Consider the following 16,871-nt stretch of genomic DNA (forward strand, 5'->3'; position numbering starts at 1 on the left):
CTAAAATTGACCAGAATAAAGCGACGGGCCATCCAGTTTATGACCGCTATCGGGATCAACAGTTATTTTATTGGTTTTATGGAGGGGCGTATTTATCAGGGAAATCTGAAGAAATTTTGTGTACCCGGCCTTAACTGCAGTTCTTGCCCCGGGGCGTTAGGTTCATGCCCCCTGGCAATGTTGCAGACTAGTATTGCCGGTGGGGCTGCTTCCCAATTTAAACTATTTATAGTAGGTTTTTTGGCGTTGATGGGAATAATTCTGGGTCGATTTGCCTGCGGTTGGTTCTGTCCTTTTGGTCTGCTGCAGGAACTGATTTTTAAACTGCCTCTACCTAAAGTGCCCATAAAAAAGTGGTTTAAACCCCTGGAAAACTTAAAATATGTCATTTTAATTCTTTTCGTTTTACTGCTGCCCGCTCTGGGGGCTTTTGGTATGAGCAGTACAGCTTTTTGTAAGTATGTTTGCCCGGTGGAGGTTTTAGAGGCTAACCTGCCATTGATGATAGTTAAGCCCTCGGTTATGGCTACGGTAGGGTTTTTATTTAAGTGGAAATTGTTTTTGCTAGTTGTCATTCTATTATTATCCGCGATTATATTCAAACCATTTTGCCGGTTTATCTGTCCTTTAGGGGCTATTTATTCACTATTTAATCCCATAAGTTTATATCGGCTGCAGGTGGATAATCAAAAATGCACCGCATGTACTCGTTGCCAGGCTCAATGTAAATTAGGCATTGCGGTTTACGAAGATCCTAATAATAGAGAGTGTATGCGTTGTAATGAGTGTTTACCCTGTCCGGCTCAGGCCTTAGAGGTAAAGGGCTATGGGAAGAAAACTGGTCAAGAAATTGAATTATAGAATAGATGCGGGAACAGCCCGCAGGTATCCTGCTGCTAATAGAAAGCATGACTCCTGGCTGTCTAAGGGAATCAAAGGTGAGCGTACAGGTTTGGTGCCTAAGATAGCAGGAGGACTGGTTTTAATACTTTTGGTTACCTTAGGGGGGGGCTGTGGGGAGAAGTCCCCCCCCATGCAGGAATACACCCGGGAAAACTTTGCTATGAATACCCTGGTTCGTATCCGGCTTTTTTCCTCTGATCCGGAATTAGGCCATAAGGCATTAGATGAGGCTATGGCTGAATTTACCCGTATAGGAAACTTAACCGATAAGTTTGCCGAAAAAAACCTGCCGGATCCGGAAATAAGCGATGTTTACCAGGTAAATAAAAACGCCGGCCTAAAGCCGGTAGCAGTCAGTGAAGATACCCTGGCCATGCTGGAGACAAGCAGCTATTTTGCCGGGCTATGTGCAGGGGCTTTTGATGTTACGATTGGACCGGTTATGGAACTCTGGGGATTTGGGTATAACCAATACCGGGTGCCTCCTGATGAAGAATTAAAATCCAGGCTGGCTTTAGTTGATTACCAGCGGGTGGTAATAAATAAGGAAGAAAAGACTGTGTTTTTACCACGAAAGGGTATGCAGATTGATCTGGGGGGTATTGCTAAAGGGTATGCTACTGACCGGGCTGCTGAAAAACTGCGGCAAATGGGTATAAAATCGGCTATCATCAATGCCGGTGGCAATATTTATGCCCTGGGGGCTAAACCAGATGGTTCACCATGGTTGGCCGGTATTCAAGATCCCCGGGATAAGAATAAGCTCATGACTGTTTTGCAGGTTAAGGATAGGGCAGTAGTAACTTCCGGGGATTATGAACGTTATTTCATCCGGGAGGGGATACGTTATCACCATATCCTGGACCCGTCTACCGGAAAGCCGGCTCGTGAAGTAATTAGTACGACGATTGTAGCTCCTAGTGCCACCGATGCTGATGTGTTATCTACCACCCTTTTTGTACTTGGTCCCGGACCGGGAAGCGAGTTCATTAAAAAGTTTCCCCATGCCAAAGCCTATTTCGTAGACGGAAGCAAAGGGACGGTCACCTTGCTTCCTCTCGAGTAAAAGATGTTATAAGTAAAACTCCTCCAGCTGACCTGAGGATTTTAAATACTTAAGCAATTCTCTTAATAAAAGTCCGGTGAGAAATCCAGTAGGTACCGAAGAAAGCAGCATAATAGGCAGGTAATAAAAGATGGCAGTATGTTTAATGAGTAGTGCTGCCATGGCTAATTGTCCCAGGTTGTGGGCAGCCGCCCCGGCTACACTAATAGCCAGCAAACTGTAACCTGATGGGAGACGGGCTGACGGAATCCAGTATATTAAGAGGGCCATCAGGCAGGTAGCAGTAATGGCTCCGGAAAAGCTTAAAAAAAAGGCTATATTAAGCAGGGTACCACTTAACAGGGAACCTAGCACGGTGCGTAAAAAGGCTACTAGTAAGCCGGTTTTAAAATCAAAAATCACTAGAGCCAGTAAAGTGATAATATTGGCTAATCCCAGCTTTACTCCAGGAATAGGGATAGGGATGGGGATAAGGGCTTCGAACAGGTGGAGAACTATGGCTTGGGCTACCAGAACAGCGATGATGGTCAGTTTTCTTGTAGGCATGTTGGGTATCTCTCCCTAATGTGAGATGGTGTCAATAGAATTTTTATCCGGGGTTATGGTTATGATGATGCGGTTAGGAACACAGGCAATAACCTGGCTAGGGTGATTAATCCAACCAGTTTGCATACAATAATGATCTGGACAGGGCGAATATTTCATACGGATTGCACCAGGTTTTACTTCGGCCACACTAGTTCCGATAGGACCGGGAATGTCAATTAACTGGCTGGCTACCAAGGTGTTTAAGTCTATTTTAGTAAATGTCATCCCGTTTACGGAAATCTCCGCTATTAAAGGATCTTCTTTCTGGTATACAGGAAAGAAGATCAGGTAACCGAGTAGGGCAAAAGCCAGCCCGATTATCAATATTTTGGCAGGTTTAATCATTACAGGATACCTTTTCCAACGGTTTGCTAATCTCATTTTAGTACTTGCCTTAAATATTGACAAGGGAGAGGGAGATAGTCATAGCCGGACCATAAAAACCTGGGTTCGAAACAAAAGACGGGGCTGCTGCCGTAAAGTAGTACAAGCCACCCGGGAAGGGAATCCAGTGTTTCGCTACAAAAGACTGCTGCCCACCCTATCAGGTAGTGCCACGGAAATAAATTTATGGATATAGAGAAGTGGTTAAGGTGGAGCCGCTGGTTAAATGAATAGGCGGTAATGAAATTTAATAACGGAGAAGGGAGTGGTGTTAAAGATGCTGGCAGTAGCGTTGAACTATCCGCAGGGTACCGAAGAAAATCAGTTGGGGACGGTATTGGTTAAGTTGTTTAATGATTTTAAGGTAGTTAGGATGAATCCTGATGAGGAGAAACCTAAAGGTCAGTTAGAACTATGTCAGCCTACAACTTATAGTGAAGTGGTGCAGGATATTCAAAAGCATTGGGATGCCACGGGAACCTTTCTGGAGCTTAGCGGCCCCAGGGTTAAACTGCAAAGAGTTGTGCGGCAGATGTGTTTTTTTGAGACGGATAGGAAGTTTGATAAGGTCTTACTGGAAGGCCGCCAGGGTATAATTGATTTTCCCTGGGCAGTACAAATAGTTTTGATTCAGAGGCCTGCAACAGGTAAGGACCTAGACCTGGAATGGATTAAAAAAGCGGATATTATGGTTGTCGATGGTTCTGAAGAAGAAAGCCGGGAATTTATAGCCCAGGTAAAAAAGATTCGTCCCGATGTGCGCGTTTTCAGGGAAAAGGTGTCAGAGGGCTTGTCTAAGGAATTGCAGGATAGCCTGGAGGATGTATGGGCGGCCTACCTGGAAAAGAGGAAAAAGATAAAAATGATGTTGGCGGAAAAACTGCCTGAACAGGTGATAACCTGTGAACAAGCCCACCGCATGGCTGCCCAGCTTAGAGTTAGTTTATTTTTGTTTGGCAATGTCTGTGATGAATGTGGTTATAGTATAACCACCTGCGGTCTAGGTTGTTTTTAAGAGGTTTTAGTGTTTTTCCAGCCTCCTGTAGTCTTAACGTGAAATTAGGGGTTGAATATATGGTTATGGTACCTGATGAGACTATCTCCATCCGGTCGGTTGGAGTAGTAGTATCTGATTTTAAAGAATGTAGTCGTACTTATGATTACCACCGAGAAAGTATGATTTATATGAGAGAAGACCTTACTGATGCTCTGATCGGATTGAAATCTTTTTCTCATATGCATGTTATTTATTTTCAACACCAGCGGTCGGAGTGGTTGAAGCTGATGAATGGGCCCACCGACCAGCCGCCGACAACCCTAACTAAGGCTAGTGAACCGGCTCGCCAGGGAATCTACACCACCCGTTCTCCCTCCCGGCCTTCGGCCATAGGATCTTGTGTAGTGGAAATCATTAAATGTGAAGAAAATCGTATTTATGTTAAAGGGCTGGATGCTATTGATGGAACTCCTGTCCTGGATATAAAAGTATACATACCCCAGTATGATGCTTTCCCATTTGCCCAGGTACCATTGAATTGGGCGATGGATAAGGAGCTTATTAGTACTTCTCGCTACCTGCACTGGGATACCATTAATGTTGGACTTACCATCGGACTCAGGACTGGTAGTAAAGCATTACAGGTCCTGGGCATCAGGCGTGGGGAAGCAGTTAAGGCGGAAGTAGTAGGGAGCCATTTCTTTGCCCAGGGGGTGGAAGGAGCTACCGGGTGTAGTGTTTTAGGTAATAATATGAGTTTTAAGGAAAGCAATACTTCACCGGGGCAGTGGAAAATAAAGCTCCTAGGTAAAGAGGGTGAAGTGGAAATCAGGCTTAAGGATCATATATACTCAGGAGCTGGTGAAGTGCTGGCAGTTGATGAAAAGAGATTGTTTGCTTCCGTGCAAACCACTGAAAACACTTAACTATTTGGCGGCGGATTAAGGCTTAGAATCGGGTTGGTTAAAATTATTAGCATTAGGGAGTGATGAGTTTAAAAGTAGTCCATATTAATGGCCGGCTTTTAAAAAGTTTTTCTCGCAGGCATGGATAATGAAAATGGCGAGGTGTAGCTGGCATAAAAGGGTGACAATTAGTGAATATACTGCAAAAGTGCCTGAATAAATTTTCTCTCTATGACTTGATTATCGTAGCCTTTATGGCGGCCTTGGGGATTGCCACTAAACCAATAATCGTTCCCCTGGCCCATATTATTACCGGACCGCTTTTCATTCCTTCGGGGGCAGTGGCGGGCGGCTTTTATATGATGTGGTTAGTATTAGGGTTTGGTATCACCGGTAAAAGGGGAACTATGACCTTGATTTGCTTTGTCCAGGCCATTTTAGTAATAGCAACTGGTATAGTTGGTTCCCATGGAGTGATGAGCTTACTGACCTATACTATGCCCGGTATTCTGGCTGATCTGGGGCTGCTTTTGATCGGACACCGGGTCTGCTGTCTGCCCTGCGCTTTTCTGGCCGGGATGTTATGTAATATTGGTGGTACCAGTATGGTTAATTTTGTATATTTCCGTCTTCCGCTTATTCCCCTGGTGTTCAGTTTGAGTTTAGCGGCTCTATCAGGTGGATTAGGCGGTATAGTAGCTTTTAAAATTTTGCAGCAGACCCGGATGGTTAGTAAAAGAGCATATAGTAACGATTAAGATGTTAGTCAATAGCGTTTTAACCGGCATTTAACTTAAAGAGGTGTAATTTTTAAGATGGGGGCAGTGGTAGTTCAGGATCTAACTTATCAATATCAACCGGGTGGGGGCTATGTTTTAAAAGGCATTAATTGTAAGGTAAACCAAGGCGAAGTAGTAGTGGTGACCGGTCTTAGCGGGTGCGGTAAGAGTACCTTATGCCTATGTATTAGTGGAGCTATTCGCCACCAGCGGGATGGGGTGATGACCGGGAAAGTAATGGTAAACGGCCGGAATATCCGGGAGATAAGCGGAGCTCGGCTCTCATTAGAAGTGGGTATGGTTTTTCAAGATCCGGATAGCCAACTTTTTTCGCCTACGGTAGAAGATGAGATTGCTTTTGCTCCGGAAAATTTGTGTTTGCCACCGGAGCGCATTCGGGAAAGGGTAAATAAGGTAATGGAACTTTTGGGGATAGCGACTTTAAGAGAAGCGAATCCCTGCCATCTTTCCGGTGGAGAAAAACACTTGGTGGCCCTAGGGGCTGTTTTAGCTCTTGATCCCCCAGTATTAATCCTGGATGAGGTTATGTCACAGCTTGATACCGCCGGGAAGAAGAAGGTGGCCGGTGTCCTGGAAAAGCTTCGTGATCGGGGAAAAACTATCATCGCTGTAGAGCATAATCTGGAAGCAGTTGCCTTTTCTGACCGGATGATGGTGTTGGAAAGTGGTGAATTGATCCGCTTTGAACGGACCCCAAGCCTCTTAGATGACCGGGATTTTTTAAGGGCCCGGGGGTTAATAGATACATAACTACTTGGGCATCGGCCAGGTAATCACACAAATCCTCCGCCGTTCGGGGTTAATAGATATATAACTACTACATGTTAACAAATGATTGTGTTTTCGGTATGGCTCATGGATACAGTTAATGGATAGATAAGTATATGGTTAAAAGTGGGGTGGGCAGCAGATGCCATTTTTAGAACTACGTCAGGTAACCTTTTCTTACCCGGGAAAAAGTAATCCTGCTGTGATCGGGATTGACCTAAGCCTGGAAAAGGATGGGAGAACTGCGATTGTTGGTCCTAATGGCAGTGGTAAAACTACCCTAACCAGATTGATGATTGGGATTTTACAACCATCCGGGGGAGAAATCTATCTGGAGGGGTGCCCCCTGGCGGGATATTCGCTGGCGGAAATAGGAGGTCGGATCGGTTATGTTTTTCAAAATCCTGACTGGCAGCTTTTTTGCAGCACCGTAGCTGAAGAAGTTGGTTTTGGTTTGACTAACCGGGGTTATGATCCCCAAACGGTGGCGGAAAAAGTGGATTTCTATCTGGATTATTTTGAACTGGCCGCCTACCGTAATGTTTTTCCCATGTATTTAAGCCAGGGAGAAAAACAGCGCCTGGCCATAGCAGCTGTATTGGCTAATGAACCTGAGTTTCTTATCCTGGATGAGCCTACTATCGGCCTGGATGCTTACCGTAAAAGACTTTTAGAAGATTATTTACATAAAGTATCCCGGTTAGGACGGGGTATGCTCCTGGTCAGTCATGATGTGTCCTTTGTTAATAGGATGGCAGATAGGGTGGTTACCATGAAAAACGGCTGCCTTGAATCAGATAGGCGGGAGAGGCAATACGGGCTATGAGACTTGATCCCCGTACCAAAATGGTAATGGTTATTTGCCTTACAAGTTTAGCCTTGATGTATAATACCCCTGGTCAGCTTCTTCTGATTTTAGCGGTTACAGTAGCTTTATTGATAATTTTCAGTTTTAAGCCTGGTGCCATATGGGGCTACCTTAAACCTTTTTTATCCTTGATGCTGTTTCTTTTTATAATACAGAGCATCTTTTCCCCGGGGAACCAGGTGTTGTTTTCGGTAGGGGCGGTGCCGCTGTTAACGGTTGAGGGGATGATAGCAGGGGCCAGTGTAGTTTTGCGCATTATAGTTATAACGGCTGCGGCTATGCTGTTTACTACTTTTAGTTCCCGGGATTTTATCCTGGGTTTAGTACAATGGAAAGTTCCTTATGAATTAGCCTTTATGGTGCTTATAGCCTTGCGATTTTTGCCGGTTTTCCGGGATGAATTAATTAATGTAGTTACTGCTGTACAGTTAAGGGGAGTGGAACTTAAAAAAGTACCCTGGGGACAAAAGATCGCCATGTATCGTCGCCTGGCTTTCCCGGTTGTCTACCGGACTATGCTTAAAGCCGAGCAGCTGGCGGTAGCCATGGAAGCCCGGGGTTTCAGAGCTTTTCCCCGGCGTACTTATCTTAGACAGCTCCACTTTAGGAGGGCTGATTATGTGGTAATGCTGGCTTCTGCAGCCATTACCATCCTCTTAGCGGTAGGGCATTTTATCTGGTGAAAATAATGCCTGGGGCGGCGATGTTCGGGAGGAGCTCGGCGAAGTGCCTCATATTATCTGGTAATAATAATGATATTGGCAATCATAAGGCCAGCAGTAGTATAGTCCGGTTTTTTCCATACATTCAGGGGTGGAATTGAAATGAAGGGGTAATTAAGAAGGGGCCGTGAGAAAAGTCAGCCAATTATATGAATGGAATGGGTGAGATGATAAAACTCCTTAATGTTACCAAAGAATACCAGCGGGGTAATTCCCGTATATGCGCCTTAAATGACATTAGCCTAACCATATCTCCGGGCGAGTTGGTGGGGATTGCCGGCTTGAATGGATCGGGTAAAACAACTTTGGCCCGCCTTTTGAATGGTCTGATCCGGCCTTCGAGGGGCTCGGTTCTGGTTAATGGCATGGATACTGCTGATAGGCGTTACCGGTTAGAAATTAGGCGCCTGGTGGGAATGGTTTTTCAAAATCCTGATAACCAGATTATTAATCCTATCGTTGAGGAAGAGGTGGCTTATGGAGTGGAGAACCTTAAGCTTTCTCCAGGACAGATCAGCCGGAGAGTCGACTGGGCCTTGGAAGTGGTAGGACTTGTGAAGCGGCGTTATCATGCTCCTCACCTGCTTTCCGGGGGTGAGAAGCAGAGATTGGCGGTAGCAGCGGCTCTGGCTATGCTGCCAGCCTACCTGGTGTTGGATGAACCAACTTCTATGCTGGATCAGCAGGGGAGGTATGAACTTATCAAATGCCTGGAAGGCGTTGGCCGGGAATACGGTATCAGCATAATTATGATATCCCACTGCCTGGAAGAACTGGCTCCGGCTGACCGCCTGATTGTGCTTCATCAGGGCAAGCTTTACCTGGATGGTCCGCCCTGGGAGGTATTCCGTTCACCTGAATTTACACTTACAGGTTTAAAACCGCCGCCTATTCCCAGGTTGACTAATCGTTTGCTTGAACAAAAACATCCCATCGATGAAAAGATTGTTACTTTAGAGCAAATGGTGGAATTTTTATGCCGGTAATCCAGGTTAAGAATTTGACTCATGTTTATGAGGCTAAAACTCCATATGAAAAAAAAGCCCTGGAGGGGGTATCTCTTTCGATAGAGTCAGGAGCATTTGTACTTATTATAGGAGCCAACGGTTCCGGCAAATCTACATTAATTCAGCATTTTAATGGACTTCTGAAACCTACTGCCGGAAGTGTTATAGTATGTGGGAAGGATACTGCGGTCAAGCACCACCGTCAGGAGTTGTGGAAGGAAGTAGGCCTGGTATTCCAGTTCCCGGAACAACAGCTTTTTGCGGGTAGTGTATTTGATGAAATGGCTTACGGGCTCAGAAATCTGGGGCTTAATACCCATGAAATTGCCAACCGGATTGAGGAGACCTTGGCTAAAATGGGGCTGAATCCGCAGGAAATCATGCCCCTGTCACCACTGCAATTGAGTGGGGGCATTCGCCGCCAGGTGGCATTAGCCTGCGTTCTGGCTATGCGTCCGGCTATACTGGTTATGGATGAGCCGACGGCCGGTCTTGATCCTTCCGGCTGCCATCATATTATTAAGGCGGTTAAAGAAATGCAGCAAGAGTATCACACTACTGTGGTTATGGTATCACATCAGGTGAATGAGTTATTTCATCTGGCTGACAAGCTGTTTTTTCTTGAACAAGGACGGCTGGTTGCCTCCGGCAGCCGGCAGGAAGTCCTTAACTACCTGTCTGATCGGAATCTGGATGATAGAGTACTGCCGGATCATTGGCAATTAATACAGCGGTTGGCAGATTACGGGTACCCGGTAAACACTGAGATTTATACCGTGGAAGAGGTGGCCATAGAAATAGATAAAATCTTAAAGGAGTTAAGCTGATGAAAGGCATGATAACCGGCCAGTACATAAGGGGCGATTCCATAATCCACCGTTTAGATCCGCGTACTAAGCTGATGGGATGTTTGGCGGTGATTGTAGCGGCGCTCTGGCCCAACCAACCGATAACTACGCTGCTGCTTAACTTGGGTTTTGTTATTGCTGTCATTTGTTTGGCTCAGGTAGGGGTAGGAAGAGTTTTGCGTGGGCTAAGATCCCTGCGGATGTTATTCCTGCTTACATTTGTATGCCAGATTCTTTTTACCGGGGGAGATCCTATCCAGAGCTGGGGGAGGATAGCGGTTACTAAGCAGGGACTCTTCCTGGGCTTTTCTACCTTCCTGCGTTTAGTCATACTGTATCTGGGCTCCAGCCTGTTAACCATGACCACTACTCCCCTAAAGCTTTCGGCAGGGCTGGAATCATTGCTATCCCCACTAGCTTATGTGCGCTTTCCGGTTCACCAGTTGGCCATGATTATAAATATTTCCCTGCGTTTCATTCCTACTATTCTCGAGGAGATAGAAATTATAACTAAAGCCCAGAAATCCAGGGGGGCCCAGTTTGACTGTGGCCCACTACCGGTGCGATTGAAGACTATGCAGGGGGTACTAATTCCCCTGCTGGCCGCCTCTTTGCAAAGAGCCAACGATCTGGCCCTAGCCATGGAGAGTAGATGCTATACAGGCGGTAGCCTGAATTACAGCAGGCTAGGCAGCCTGGGTTTTACCTGGAGAGATGGTATAGCCATGGGGGTGCTATCCGTCTTTTTTCTCCTACCGGTTTTACTATAGGAAGCGGGAGAGTAGGTGGTGTGAAAAACCCCAAAAACCTGTATTTAATCCACTGCTACGGATAATATATGCTGTAAAACGGGGGCAGGAAGATGAGCGCGCATATTAATACAATATTCCAGCATTTTTCGTACAGCCCGAAGGCCCCTTTGCTTCCAGAAATTTATTCTTATTGCATTATTTTGGTTTTGCGTTTACAATTGTATACAAATAGATTGTGCTAAAATTACATAAAACTTTTCCGAACTTAAGGACCTAAAGCATTGCCAGGGGTCTTAAGTCGTTAGGGTACGTCGGGAAACGGACGTGCCTCCCATTGTGGAAAGGAGAAGCCGTACTTCGAATAATATTCGGGGCGAGTCTGTTTTCACATGACTCGCTTTTTTGATAGTTTTATTCGTTGTGTTTTTCGCACTACATATTTAGATCATTTGCAACATATTCTTGTAACGTATTAGTAATAACTATTAAGAACCCGGCGCTGCTTTTCGCCGGGTTTTTTGTGTTTGGCCAGCATGTTTGCTGAGCCTGCTCGATTCAATTTTGGACCACTAAAAAACTTAAGTGTTTATATTAGGAGGTGGTGATAAGGGCTTTTTCGTTTGTCGGCTCCCAGTATATATGGTTACCGTATTATAGGATGGATTGTTGTGGGCAGCATATTCTGGCTGGCTAGCTTACCGGTAGGATTAACGGTGGGCTTATCTGTGTCACTTAACTGTATGTGCCTGCGGCAGTCTACTCCTGTAATAACTGGAAATTAAGCTATTGGCGTGGATCGAGTTTAGAATCGGGTTGGTTAAAATCATTAAAGAGGGGTGAGTTTAAAGCAGTCCAGATGCTGGCCAACTTTATTAAAAAGTTGGCCGGGAAGCATGATAAAAATGAAAGCGGCAGGTTTTATCCGGCATAAAAGGTTACAAATAGTAAACCAGGAAAAAGTAACTCTACTGTGAAGAGGCTTAAACGGGAAAACGGTGATTGCTGGTCCTAATGCTAATGGCAGAGGTAAAACTACCTTACCAGATGGGGACTGGGATTTTAGCAACCATCCAAGGGAAAAATCTACTTGGAGGGGTGTCCCTTTCTTCCTGCCTGCTTTCTGGAAAGCGAAAGCCCTCTGGAATTTTCCAGAGGGCTCTCGCTTTTGAACATGAATCCTGGGGTTAATGTACCCCAAGTTTGATTCCAGAATAAATACCTAGCCAGGTTACCAAATTTAAGTAAATGTTTAAGGATGTTAAAAATAGTCCTGGCCCTGGAAAAGATTATTTTTCATACGGGGTAATAACCCACTTGATACAATTATCTTTTTTGTTACCGAATACATCATAACCATTAAGGACCTCATTTAACGGAGCCCGGTGGGTGATCAGGAAGTTTGTATTGATCTTTCCAGTTTGGATCAGTTTAATTAACTCCGGAATACGATTAGCATTGACCAGGCCCATACTGAGGTTAATGTTTTTAATCCATAGTTTGTTAAGGGCTAAAGTCTGAGCCTCCTCAAAGACTCCGATCAAGGAGACATTTCCACCCGGACGAACCGATTCTAAGGCTAATTCATAGGTTCCCTTAGCCCCGCAGGCTTCGATGGTACGGTCAGCACCGCGGCCTTCGGTTAGTTCTCTGATTTTTTCAGGAACATCAACATTTAAGGGATTAAGTCCTATATCGGCCACTCCGTTTTTAACGGCAAAGTCCAGTCTTTCCTGGTTAAGGTCTACGGCGACTACCTGGGCAGGACCCCATAGCCGGGCACAAGTCATGGCGCACATGCCCACCGGGCCGCAACCAGTTACAACCACGGTTTCACCCGGTTCAATACGGGCATTTTCGGCTCCCAGATAGCCGGTGGAAAGGATGTCACCTACAAATAAAACATCTTCTTCAGTGAGACCTTCCGGGATTTCAAACATCCCTAGATTAGCATGAGGAACCCTTACGTACTCTGCCTGGCAGCCATCGATCATGTAGCCAAATATCCAGCTACCGGTGGTGCAGTGGGAGTAGATACCGCGACGACAATAGAAGCATTCGCCGCACTGGGTGACACAGGAAACAGCCACTTTGTCTCCGACTTTGGCATTACGTACCGCTGGGCCGATTTCTACCACTTCACCGACAAATTCATGTCCCAGAATCCGGGGCGTTTCTACTTCCGGCATACCGCCATGCCAGATGTGAATGTCAGTTCCACAGATGGTGGAGGTGGTAACCTTAACAATAGCATCATCCGGTTCAATTATTTTGGGGATAGGAACGTCCTCGAGACTAATTTTTTTCGGGCCATGGTAAACTAAAGCTTTCATAGTGCTCATTTTTTAATACCTCCTCAAAATTGCTTATTGGTGGATAATCCTTTAACAACTAGTCTGGTTAAACATACACCTCCTTAAAGGAAGCACGGGAAGCACGAGGACGGTCCTTTTGCTTCCTTTGGTTATGTACACATCCCTTAAAAAAAAGACCGGTGGCTTTATGCTGAGCCGTACAATGACGACAGCATAAAGTACCGGTCTTTATCGGAGCCACCCCAAAGGGTTTCTCCTCAATCCACCCTGTTATTAAAATTATGACTAATCCGTTAAAATGCGATCAAAAATGGTTATATGAATCCAAAAATCATTTTCTGCCTCAATTTTGTAGACTTGATGGACGGCCCGGGCTCTTAACCTCTGTTCAAAATAGGGCATATTATCTATGGAATGCTGTTTGGCCACCTGCATACGAGCAGCATTGACCACATCCTGACCAGAATCAGTCTGGACAATGAATTTTTCGGGTTCGGTTAAGAAACCTTCCCCACGAATTACCAGCATATCTTCCCAGATAATTACTTTAGTGTAGTCGACTCCTTTACCCAGGGCTTTTTTAAAATATTTTTCCATATAGATTTTAAATTCGTGCTGCAGTTTGCGGCGCTGTTGATCATTAAGACGGGGTTGGTCATCGATAGGGATAACATTATTATGGGTCAAAAGTTTTTTATTCTCTAACATGTTTTATTTTCCCTCCCACCATTTTGATCCAGGAAAAAGCTAAGCTGATAATAAATAAACCAATATTTCCATTGGAAAGTTGGCTATATAAATTAGCCTTCCAATAAAAATATTGGTTTCTTTGGAGCCACCCACAGGGGTTTCTACCTCAACCACCCATATGTGTTAAAATGATTGTCGGCCATAAATATGTCTTATATATATTATAAAATATAACAATAGCAATAGGCAAGCCTTTTCCGCCTAATTGGGAAAAATTTACTAGAGGTTGCAGGATTAATTTGCCTGGTCCTAACTGGAGGTGATATGGGCCGGGGTGCGAAGAATTATAAAGAAAAAGGAAGCAACAGGACCGGTAGGCGGGGTGAAAACTCCCAAAAACTTGTATTTATACACCGCTACGCAAAATATATGCATAAAAACGGGAACCGAAGATAAATGCGCATATTATATAATATGCGCATTTATCACACAGCCTGCCGTCCCCTTGCTTCCTTGTGTGCCTTATTTATGGCTGCAGTGAATTTTTCGCCCTACGATCTGTAAATCTTCTAAAGCCATTTGTGCTTCACGGAGCACGTGGTCGGCCAGAAGAGGGGGGATGATGCTCAATACTTTACAAGACTCAATTAACTGTAAGGCGGTTTCCTTAAAGTCTCTAATTTCCGCTGTAGCCTGAATTACTTCCTCATTAAATCGTTCTAGCCGGGGGATTAAAATGGCATCAGGTAACTGCCCAAATCCTGGGGGTAAATAACGTTTGCGTAAGCTTTCCGGTAATAACCAGTTTTCAAAGGCTTGGGGGACTTCCATCGATTCCAAGTCCCGGGCTTGTAATCTGAGGGTTTCAAAATTTTCCGCAAACTGTTCAGACTGTTTAACAAGTAGTCTTTCAGAAGGATCAAGCAGATGAGCAATAAACCATGCGTGGTCTCCCATTATGCGTAACCAAAAAATTTCTTCTTGCAGAGCTTGTTCAGCTAAAGGAATTTTAATATTGTTTTGCAGACGAAGGAGAATGGTTCGAAAGCGGATAGCTTCTCGACGTACGTGGTCAATTAGCAAAGGTAGGTTGGACCCGCCCAGGTCGCAGGTTATTAAACGGTTAAGTACCTCGGTCTTAAAATCGATTAGCCTGCCTAAAGCCTCGATAACCGTTTCATTGAATTCTCGTACTGCTTCCCTGGTTGCCGGTAATCTTTTAAGTGTTGCACGTAGATTAAAAAAAAGTTGTTCAAATTGCTCAGCCTCGCGAATTAATTGAGTTTCATCACAGGGTAGTCCCAGCCTAATAAAAAGTGAGTGTTCTTGCATAATTCGCAGCCAAAATCGATTTTGGCGCAAGGATTCTTTAACAAAGTACATAATAGTCCCTCCTTTGGGATTTGTTGCATCATATGTGACTTCAAATATAAATGTGCAAATGGTGCCAAGGTAGGAGGGATTTTGCTATATGATTTAAGCAATTGGTTAAATTACCTGGTTTTGCTTAAATAGCGATTGATATAGTCTTATATGTTCCCTAAGTTCGTATTCAGGTGAGAAACGTTCCAATACAAGCTGGCGGCAGGCTTGTCCCATCTGCCGTCTTTTATCGGGGTTATCAAGCATATATTGGGCGGCTTTGATCAGCTTATTTTCATCATCAATATAAAATCCGTGTTTACCGTTTTCCATGATATTTAAGTTGCCGGGAATAGCTGATAATATAGCGGGGATTCCCAGGCTCATAGCTTCCAGAGCCCCCTGGGGTTGTCCTTCCGCCAGGGAAGTGTTCAAAACCACATGACCGATTTTTAAATAACTGGCCATCTGTTCATGGGGGATGTTATCCAGATAATGAACCCAGGGAAGTCTATTTATTTCTGCGTGTATGGTTTGGCTGTAGGCCGGGTCAATAGGTGCGCCGATAATTAAAAGCCTTAGTCTTTTATAGTGGCTATAAAGAAAATTTAGAGCCTTTAAAGCCAGATTTATGTTTTTGACCGGCCTAAGACCGCTGGGCAGCAGAAAAACTGTATCATCTGCATCTATGCCGATAGTGCTTCGCTCTATGGGGGAGGCATCAGGCAGATTAATCCCCTGGGGAATAGCCCAAACCTTAGCAGCTATCCGGGGTGAATGGGCGCGAATAAAGTCTATAAAGTCATTGTGAAAAACGATAATCCGTTCAGTATTGGACAGCGTACTTAAAATTTTGCTCCGGTTTTTACCGGGTAGATCATAATGAATATCGGTGCCGGTAAGGGTAACGACCAGAGGGTATTGCAGAGTTTCCGGAACCTTTTCGAAAACCTGAGCCAGGTAGTGGGCATTAAAACCATGGATTAATGAAACAGGTTGGTGGGCCAGGGTGTTTTTAAGTTCGGTTTCCCAGTAGGGAGTTTCCAAAGAGATTATTTTAACTGGTATATTTTGCGTTTTTAGACCATGAGCCAGCCGGGCGGTAGTAATACTATTACCGCGGCGGGTCTGGTAAAAAGGTGTAATAAGAATTATGGTGCGCAAATGGAGGCAGGTCATTTTTAGGTCTCCTTACAAGATGGTTTTAATAATTTCAAAACATTCACAATAATGGCCCTGTCCAGTCATAACCCCGCGATAGCGGTTCAAGCCTTGAACTGCTTCGTCATAGCGAATAGATTCTATCTGTGAGGTATGACAGTTAAGGGCGGCGATTTTTACATTTATGTAAGGGGTGATGTCCTGAACGGCACCAATTCGGGTGATAGGGGTCCATACTTCATAGCCCAACACTTCTTTTACAGGCCATGGTTCACCCTGACATTCCTGAAACCAGGGACCACTAGCCCGGTTAATTGCTTCCATGACCACCTGATGTGTGACGTGGTGATCCTGGTGCAAGTCATGCTGGTGGGGCAAGTAAATCCGATGCGGGCATTTTCCCCGGAGCAAGTTTATGAGGCTAATCAGGTTTTCCGGGTTAAACTGAATGTAGCCGTCCGGGTTGCGCAAAAAAATGAGATCGTCTACCCCTAATAGAGTGGCGGCCTGACAAGCTTCTTTTTCCCGTAAGTTGCCCAGATCCTTTTTGGAATATGCCAGGTTGCCGGCATCGCCTGAAGTCATATAGACTATAGTAACCTCATGATTTTGCTGGATATGTCTGGCAATACTGCCTCCGCAGCCAATAATATCATCGTCCGGATGGGGGGCAATTACCATGATCTTCATTCTACCACCTCCAGGAAGCAAGAGACCAGCTTCCTTTTGCTTCTTTTT

The 16,871-nt window shown here is 44.8% G+C and carries 18 protein-coding genes and 1 riboswitch; of the genes, 11 read left to right on the forward strand and 7 right to left on the reverse strand.

What is annotated here, in order from left to right:
- Positions 1-6 precede the first annotated feature (6 nt).
- A complete protein-coding gene (locus ACZ5Q0_RS09355; RefSeq protein WP_446818281.1) occupies positions 7-861 on the forward strand; it encodes a 4Fe-4S binding protein in 855 nt (284 codons plus the stop codon).
- Positions 827-1,969 carry an FAD:protein FMN transferase gene (locus tag ACZ5Q0_RS09360; protein WP_446818280.1) on the forward strand — a complete coding sequence of 381 codons (1,143 nt, stop codon included), beginning with the start codon at positions 827-829 and terminating at the stop codon, positions 1,967-1,969. The genes ACZ5Q0_RS09355 and ACZ5Q0_RS09360 overlap by 35 nt, the downstream gene beginning before the upstream one ends.
- 6 nt (positions 1,970-1,975) lie before the next feature.
- Here ACZ5Q0_RS09360 and ACZ5Q0_RS09365 read toward each other — a convergent pair whose 3' ends face one another.
- Positions 1,976-2,515: a Gx transporter family protein gene (locus ACZ5Q0_RS09365; protein ID WP_446818279.1), complete on the reverse strand. Its 540-nt coding sequence runs from the start codon at positions 2,513-2,515 to the stop codon at positions 1,976-1,978.
- A 15-nt stretch (positions 2,516-2,530) separates the two neighbouring features.
- Complete coding sequence (locus tag ACZ5Q0_RS09370) at positions 2,531-2,902, reverse strand: NusG domain II-containing protein (protein WP_464827120.1); 372 nt, start codon at positions 2,900-2,902, stop codon at positions 2,531-2,533.
- A 316-nt stretch (positions 2,903-3,218) separates the two neighbouring features.
- Here ACZ5Q0_RS09370 and ACZ5Q0_RS09375 point away from each other — a divergent pair, with 316 nt between their 5' ends.
- From ACZ5Q0_RS09375 to ACZ5Q0_RS09415, 9 genes are all read left to right on the forward strand, one after another.
- Complete coding sequence (locus ACZ5Q0_RS09375) at positions 3,219-3,956, forward strand: hypothetical protein (protein ID WP_446818277.1); 738 nt, start codon at positions 3,219-3,221, stop codon at positions 3,954-3,956.
- Between the two features lie 59 nt (positions 3,957-4,015).
- On the forward strand, positions 4,016-4,864 hold the full coding sequence (tsaA, locus tag ACZ5Q0_RS09380) for a tRNA (N6-threonylcarbamoyladenosine(37)-N6)-methyltransferase TrmO (RefSeq protein WP_446818276.1): 849 nt from the start codon (positions 4,016-4,018) through the stop codon (positions 4,862-4,864).
- Between the two features lie 170 nt (positions 4,865-5,034).
- Complete coding sequence (locus ACZ5Q0_RS09385; RefSeq protein WP_446818275.1) at positions 5,035-5,601, forward strand: ECF transporter S component; 567 nt, start codon at positions 5,035-5,037, stop codon at positions 5,599-5,601.
- 57 nt (positions 5,602-5,658) lie between these two features.
- The gene (locus tag ACZ5Q0_RS09390; RefSeq protein WP_446818274.1) at positions 5,659-6,393 is read left to right on the forward strand and encodes an energy-coupling factor ABC transporter ATP-binding protein; all 735 of its coding nucleotides are present in this window, start codon (positions 5,659-5,661) and stop codon (positions 6,391-6,393) included.
- A gap of 160 nt (positions 6,394-6,553) precedes the next feature.
- A complete protein-coding gene (locus ACZ5Q0_RS09395) occupies positions 6,554-7,237 on the forward strand; it encodes an energy-coupling factor ABC transporter ATP-binding protein (RefSeq protein ID WP_446818273.1) in 684 nt (227 codons plus the stop codon).
- Positions 7,234-7,962, forward strand: coding sequence for an energy-coupling factor transporter transmembrane component T family protein (locus tag ACZ5Q0_RS09400; RefSeq protein WP_446818272.1), 729 nt, complete (start codon positions 7,234-7,236; stop codon positions 7,960-7,962). Before ACZ5Q0_RS09395 ends, ACZ5Q0_RS09400 begins: the two co-directional genes overlap by 4 nt.
- A gap of 197 nt (positions 7,963-8,159) precedes the next feature.
- On the forward strand, positions 8,160-8,987 hold the full coding sequence (locus ACZ5Q0_RS09405; RefSeq protein WP_464827121.1) for an ATP-binding cassette domain-containing protein: 828 nt from the start codon (positions 8,160-8,162) through the stop codon (positions 8,985-8,987).
- On the forward strand, positions 8,978-9,835 hold the full coding sequence (locus ACZ5Q0_RS09410; RefSeq protein WP_446818270.1) for an ATP-binding cassette domain-containing protein: 858 nt from the start codon (positions 8,978-8,980) through the stop codon (positions 9,833-9,835). The genes ACZ5Q0_RS09405 and ACZ5Q0_RS09410 overlap by 10 nt, the downstream gene beginning before the upstream one ends.
- Positions 9,835-10,626 carry an energy-coupling factor transporter transmembrane component T family protein gene (locus ACZ5Q0_RS09415; protein WP_446818269.1) on the forward strand — a complete coding sequence of 264 codons (792 nt, stop codon included), beginning with the start codon at positions 9,835-9,837 and terminating at the stop codon, positions 10,624-10,626. The genes ACZ5Q0_RS09410 and ACZ5Q0_RS09415 overlap by 1 nt, the downstream gene beginning before the upstream one ends.
- A 227-nt stretch (positions 10,627-10,853) precedes the next feature.
- Positions 10,854-10,971: riboswitch (molybdenum cofactor riboswitch) on the forward strand.
- A gap of 923 nt (positions 10,972-11,894) precedes the next feature.
- Here the strand turns inward: ACZ5Q0_RS09415 and ACZ5Q0_RS09420 are convergent.
- The 5 genes from ACZ5Q0_RS09420 to ACZ5Q0_RS09440 form a co-directional block, all read right to left on the reverse strand.
- Positions 11,895-12,947, reverse strand: a complete 1,053-nt coding sequence (locus ACZ5Q0_RS09420; protein ID WP_446818268.1) for an alcohol dehydrogenase — start codon at positions 12,945-12,947, stop codon at positions 11,895-11,897.
- A 258-nt stretch (positions 12,948-13,205) separates the two neighbouring features.
- Entirely contained in the window at positions 13,206-13,628 is a 423-nt protein-coding gene (locus ACZ5Q0_RS09425) for a Na-translocating system protein MpsC family protein (protein WP_446818267.1), read from the reverse strand.
- A 504-nt stretch (positions 13,629-14,132) separates the two neighbouring features.
- Positions 14,133-14,993 carry a DUF2935 domain-containing protein gene (locus tag ACZ5Q0_RS09430; RefSeq protein WP_446818265.1) on the reverse strand — a complete coding sequence of 287 codons (861 nt, stop codon included), beginning with the start codon at positions 14,991-14,993 and terminating at the stop codon, positions 14,133-14,135.
- Between the two features lie 105 nt (positions 14,994-15,098).
- Positions 15,099-16,151, reverse strand: a complete 1,053-nt coding sequence (locus ACZ5Q0_RS09435; protein WP_446818264.1) for a glycosyltransferase — start codon at positions 16,149-16,151, stop codon at positions 15,099-15,101.
- Between the two features lie 12 nt (positions 16,152-16,163).
- Entirely contained in the window at positions 16,164-16,823 is a 660-nt protein-coding gene (locus tag ACZ5Q0_RS09440) for a PIG-L deacetylase family protein (protein ID WP_446818263.1), read from the reverse strand.
- Positions 16,824-16,871: the final 48 nt, after the last annotated feature.

It is taken from the genome of Syntrophomonas erecta subsp. sporosyntropha (genome assembly GCF_055395365.1).

Coding starts and splice junctions, on each gene's coding strand:
- ACZ5Q0_RS09360 (WP_446818280.1), top strand. CDS start 827: ATGGGAAGAAAACTGGTCAAGAAATTGAATTATAGAATAGATGCGGGA.
- ACZ5Q0_RS09365 (WP_446818279.1), bottom strand. CDS start 2,515: ATGCCTACAAGAAAACTGACCATCATCGCTGTTCTGGTAGCCCAAGCC.
- ACZ5Q0_RS09370 (WP_464827120.1), bottom strand. CDS start 2,902: ATGATTAAACCTGCCAAAATATTGATAATCGGGCTGGCTTTTGCCCTA.
- ACZ5Q0_RS09375 (WP_446818277.1), top strand. CDS start 3,219: ATGCTGGCAGTAGCGTTGAACTATCCGCAGGGTACCGAAGAAAATCAG.
- tsaA (WP_446818276.1), top strand. CDS start 4,016: ATGGTTATGGTACCTGATGAGACTATCTCCATCCGGTCGGTTGGAGTA.
- ACZ5Q0_RS09390 (WP_446818274.1), top strand. CDS start 5,659: ATGGGGGCAGTGGTAGTTCAGGATCTAACTTATCAATATCAACCGGGT.
- ACZ5Q0_RS09395 (WP_446818273.1), top strand. CDS start 6,554: ATGCCATTTTTAGAACTACGTCAGGTAACCTTTTCTTACCCGGGAAAA.
- ACZ5Q0_RS09400 (WP_446818272.1), top strand. CDS start 7,234: ATGAGACTTGATCCCCGTACCAAAATGGTAATGGTTATTTGCCTTACA.
- ACZ5Q0_RS09405 (WP_464827121.1), top strand. CDS start 8,160: ATGGGTGAGATGATAAAACTCCTTAATGTTACCAAAGAATACCAGCGG.
- ACZ5Q0_RS09410 (WP_446818270.1), top strand. CDS start 8,978: ATGCCGGTAATCCAGGTTAAGAATTTGACTCATGTTTATGAGGCTAAA.
- ACZ5Q0_RS09415 (WP_446818269.1), top strand. CDS start 9,835: ATGAAAGGCATGATAACCGGCCAGTACATAAGGGGCGATTCCATAATC.
- ACZ5Q0_RS09420 (WP_446818268.1), bottom strand. CDS start 12,947: ATGAGCACTATGAAAGCTTTAGTTTACCATGGCCCGAAAAAAATTAGT.
- ACZ5Q0_RS09425 (WP_446818267.1), bottom strand. CDS start 13,628: ATGTTAGAGAATAAAAAACTTTTGACCCATAATAATGTTATCCCTATC.
- ACZ5Q0_RS09430 (WP_446818265.1), bottom strand. CDS start 14,993: ATGTACTTTGTTAAAGAATCCTTGCGCCAAAATCGATTTTGGCTGCGA.
- ACZ5Q0_RS09435 (WP_446818264.1), bottom strand. CDS start 16,151: ATGACCTGCCTCCATTTGCGCACCATAATTCTTATTACACCTTTTTAC.
- ACZ5Q0_RS09440 (WP_446818263.1), bottom strand. CDS start 16,823: ATGAAGATCATGGTAATTGCCCCCCATCCGGACGATGATATTATTGGC.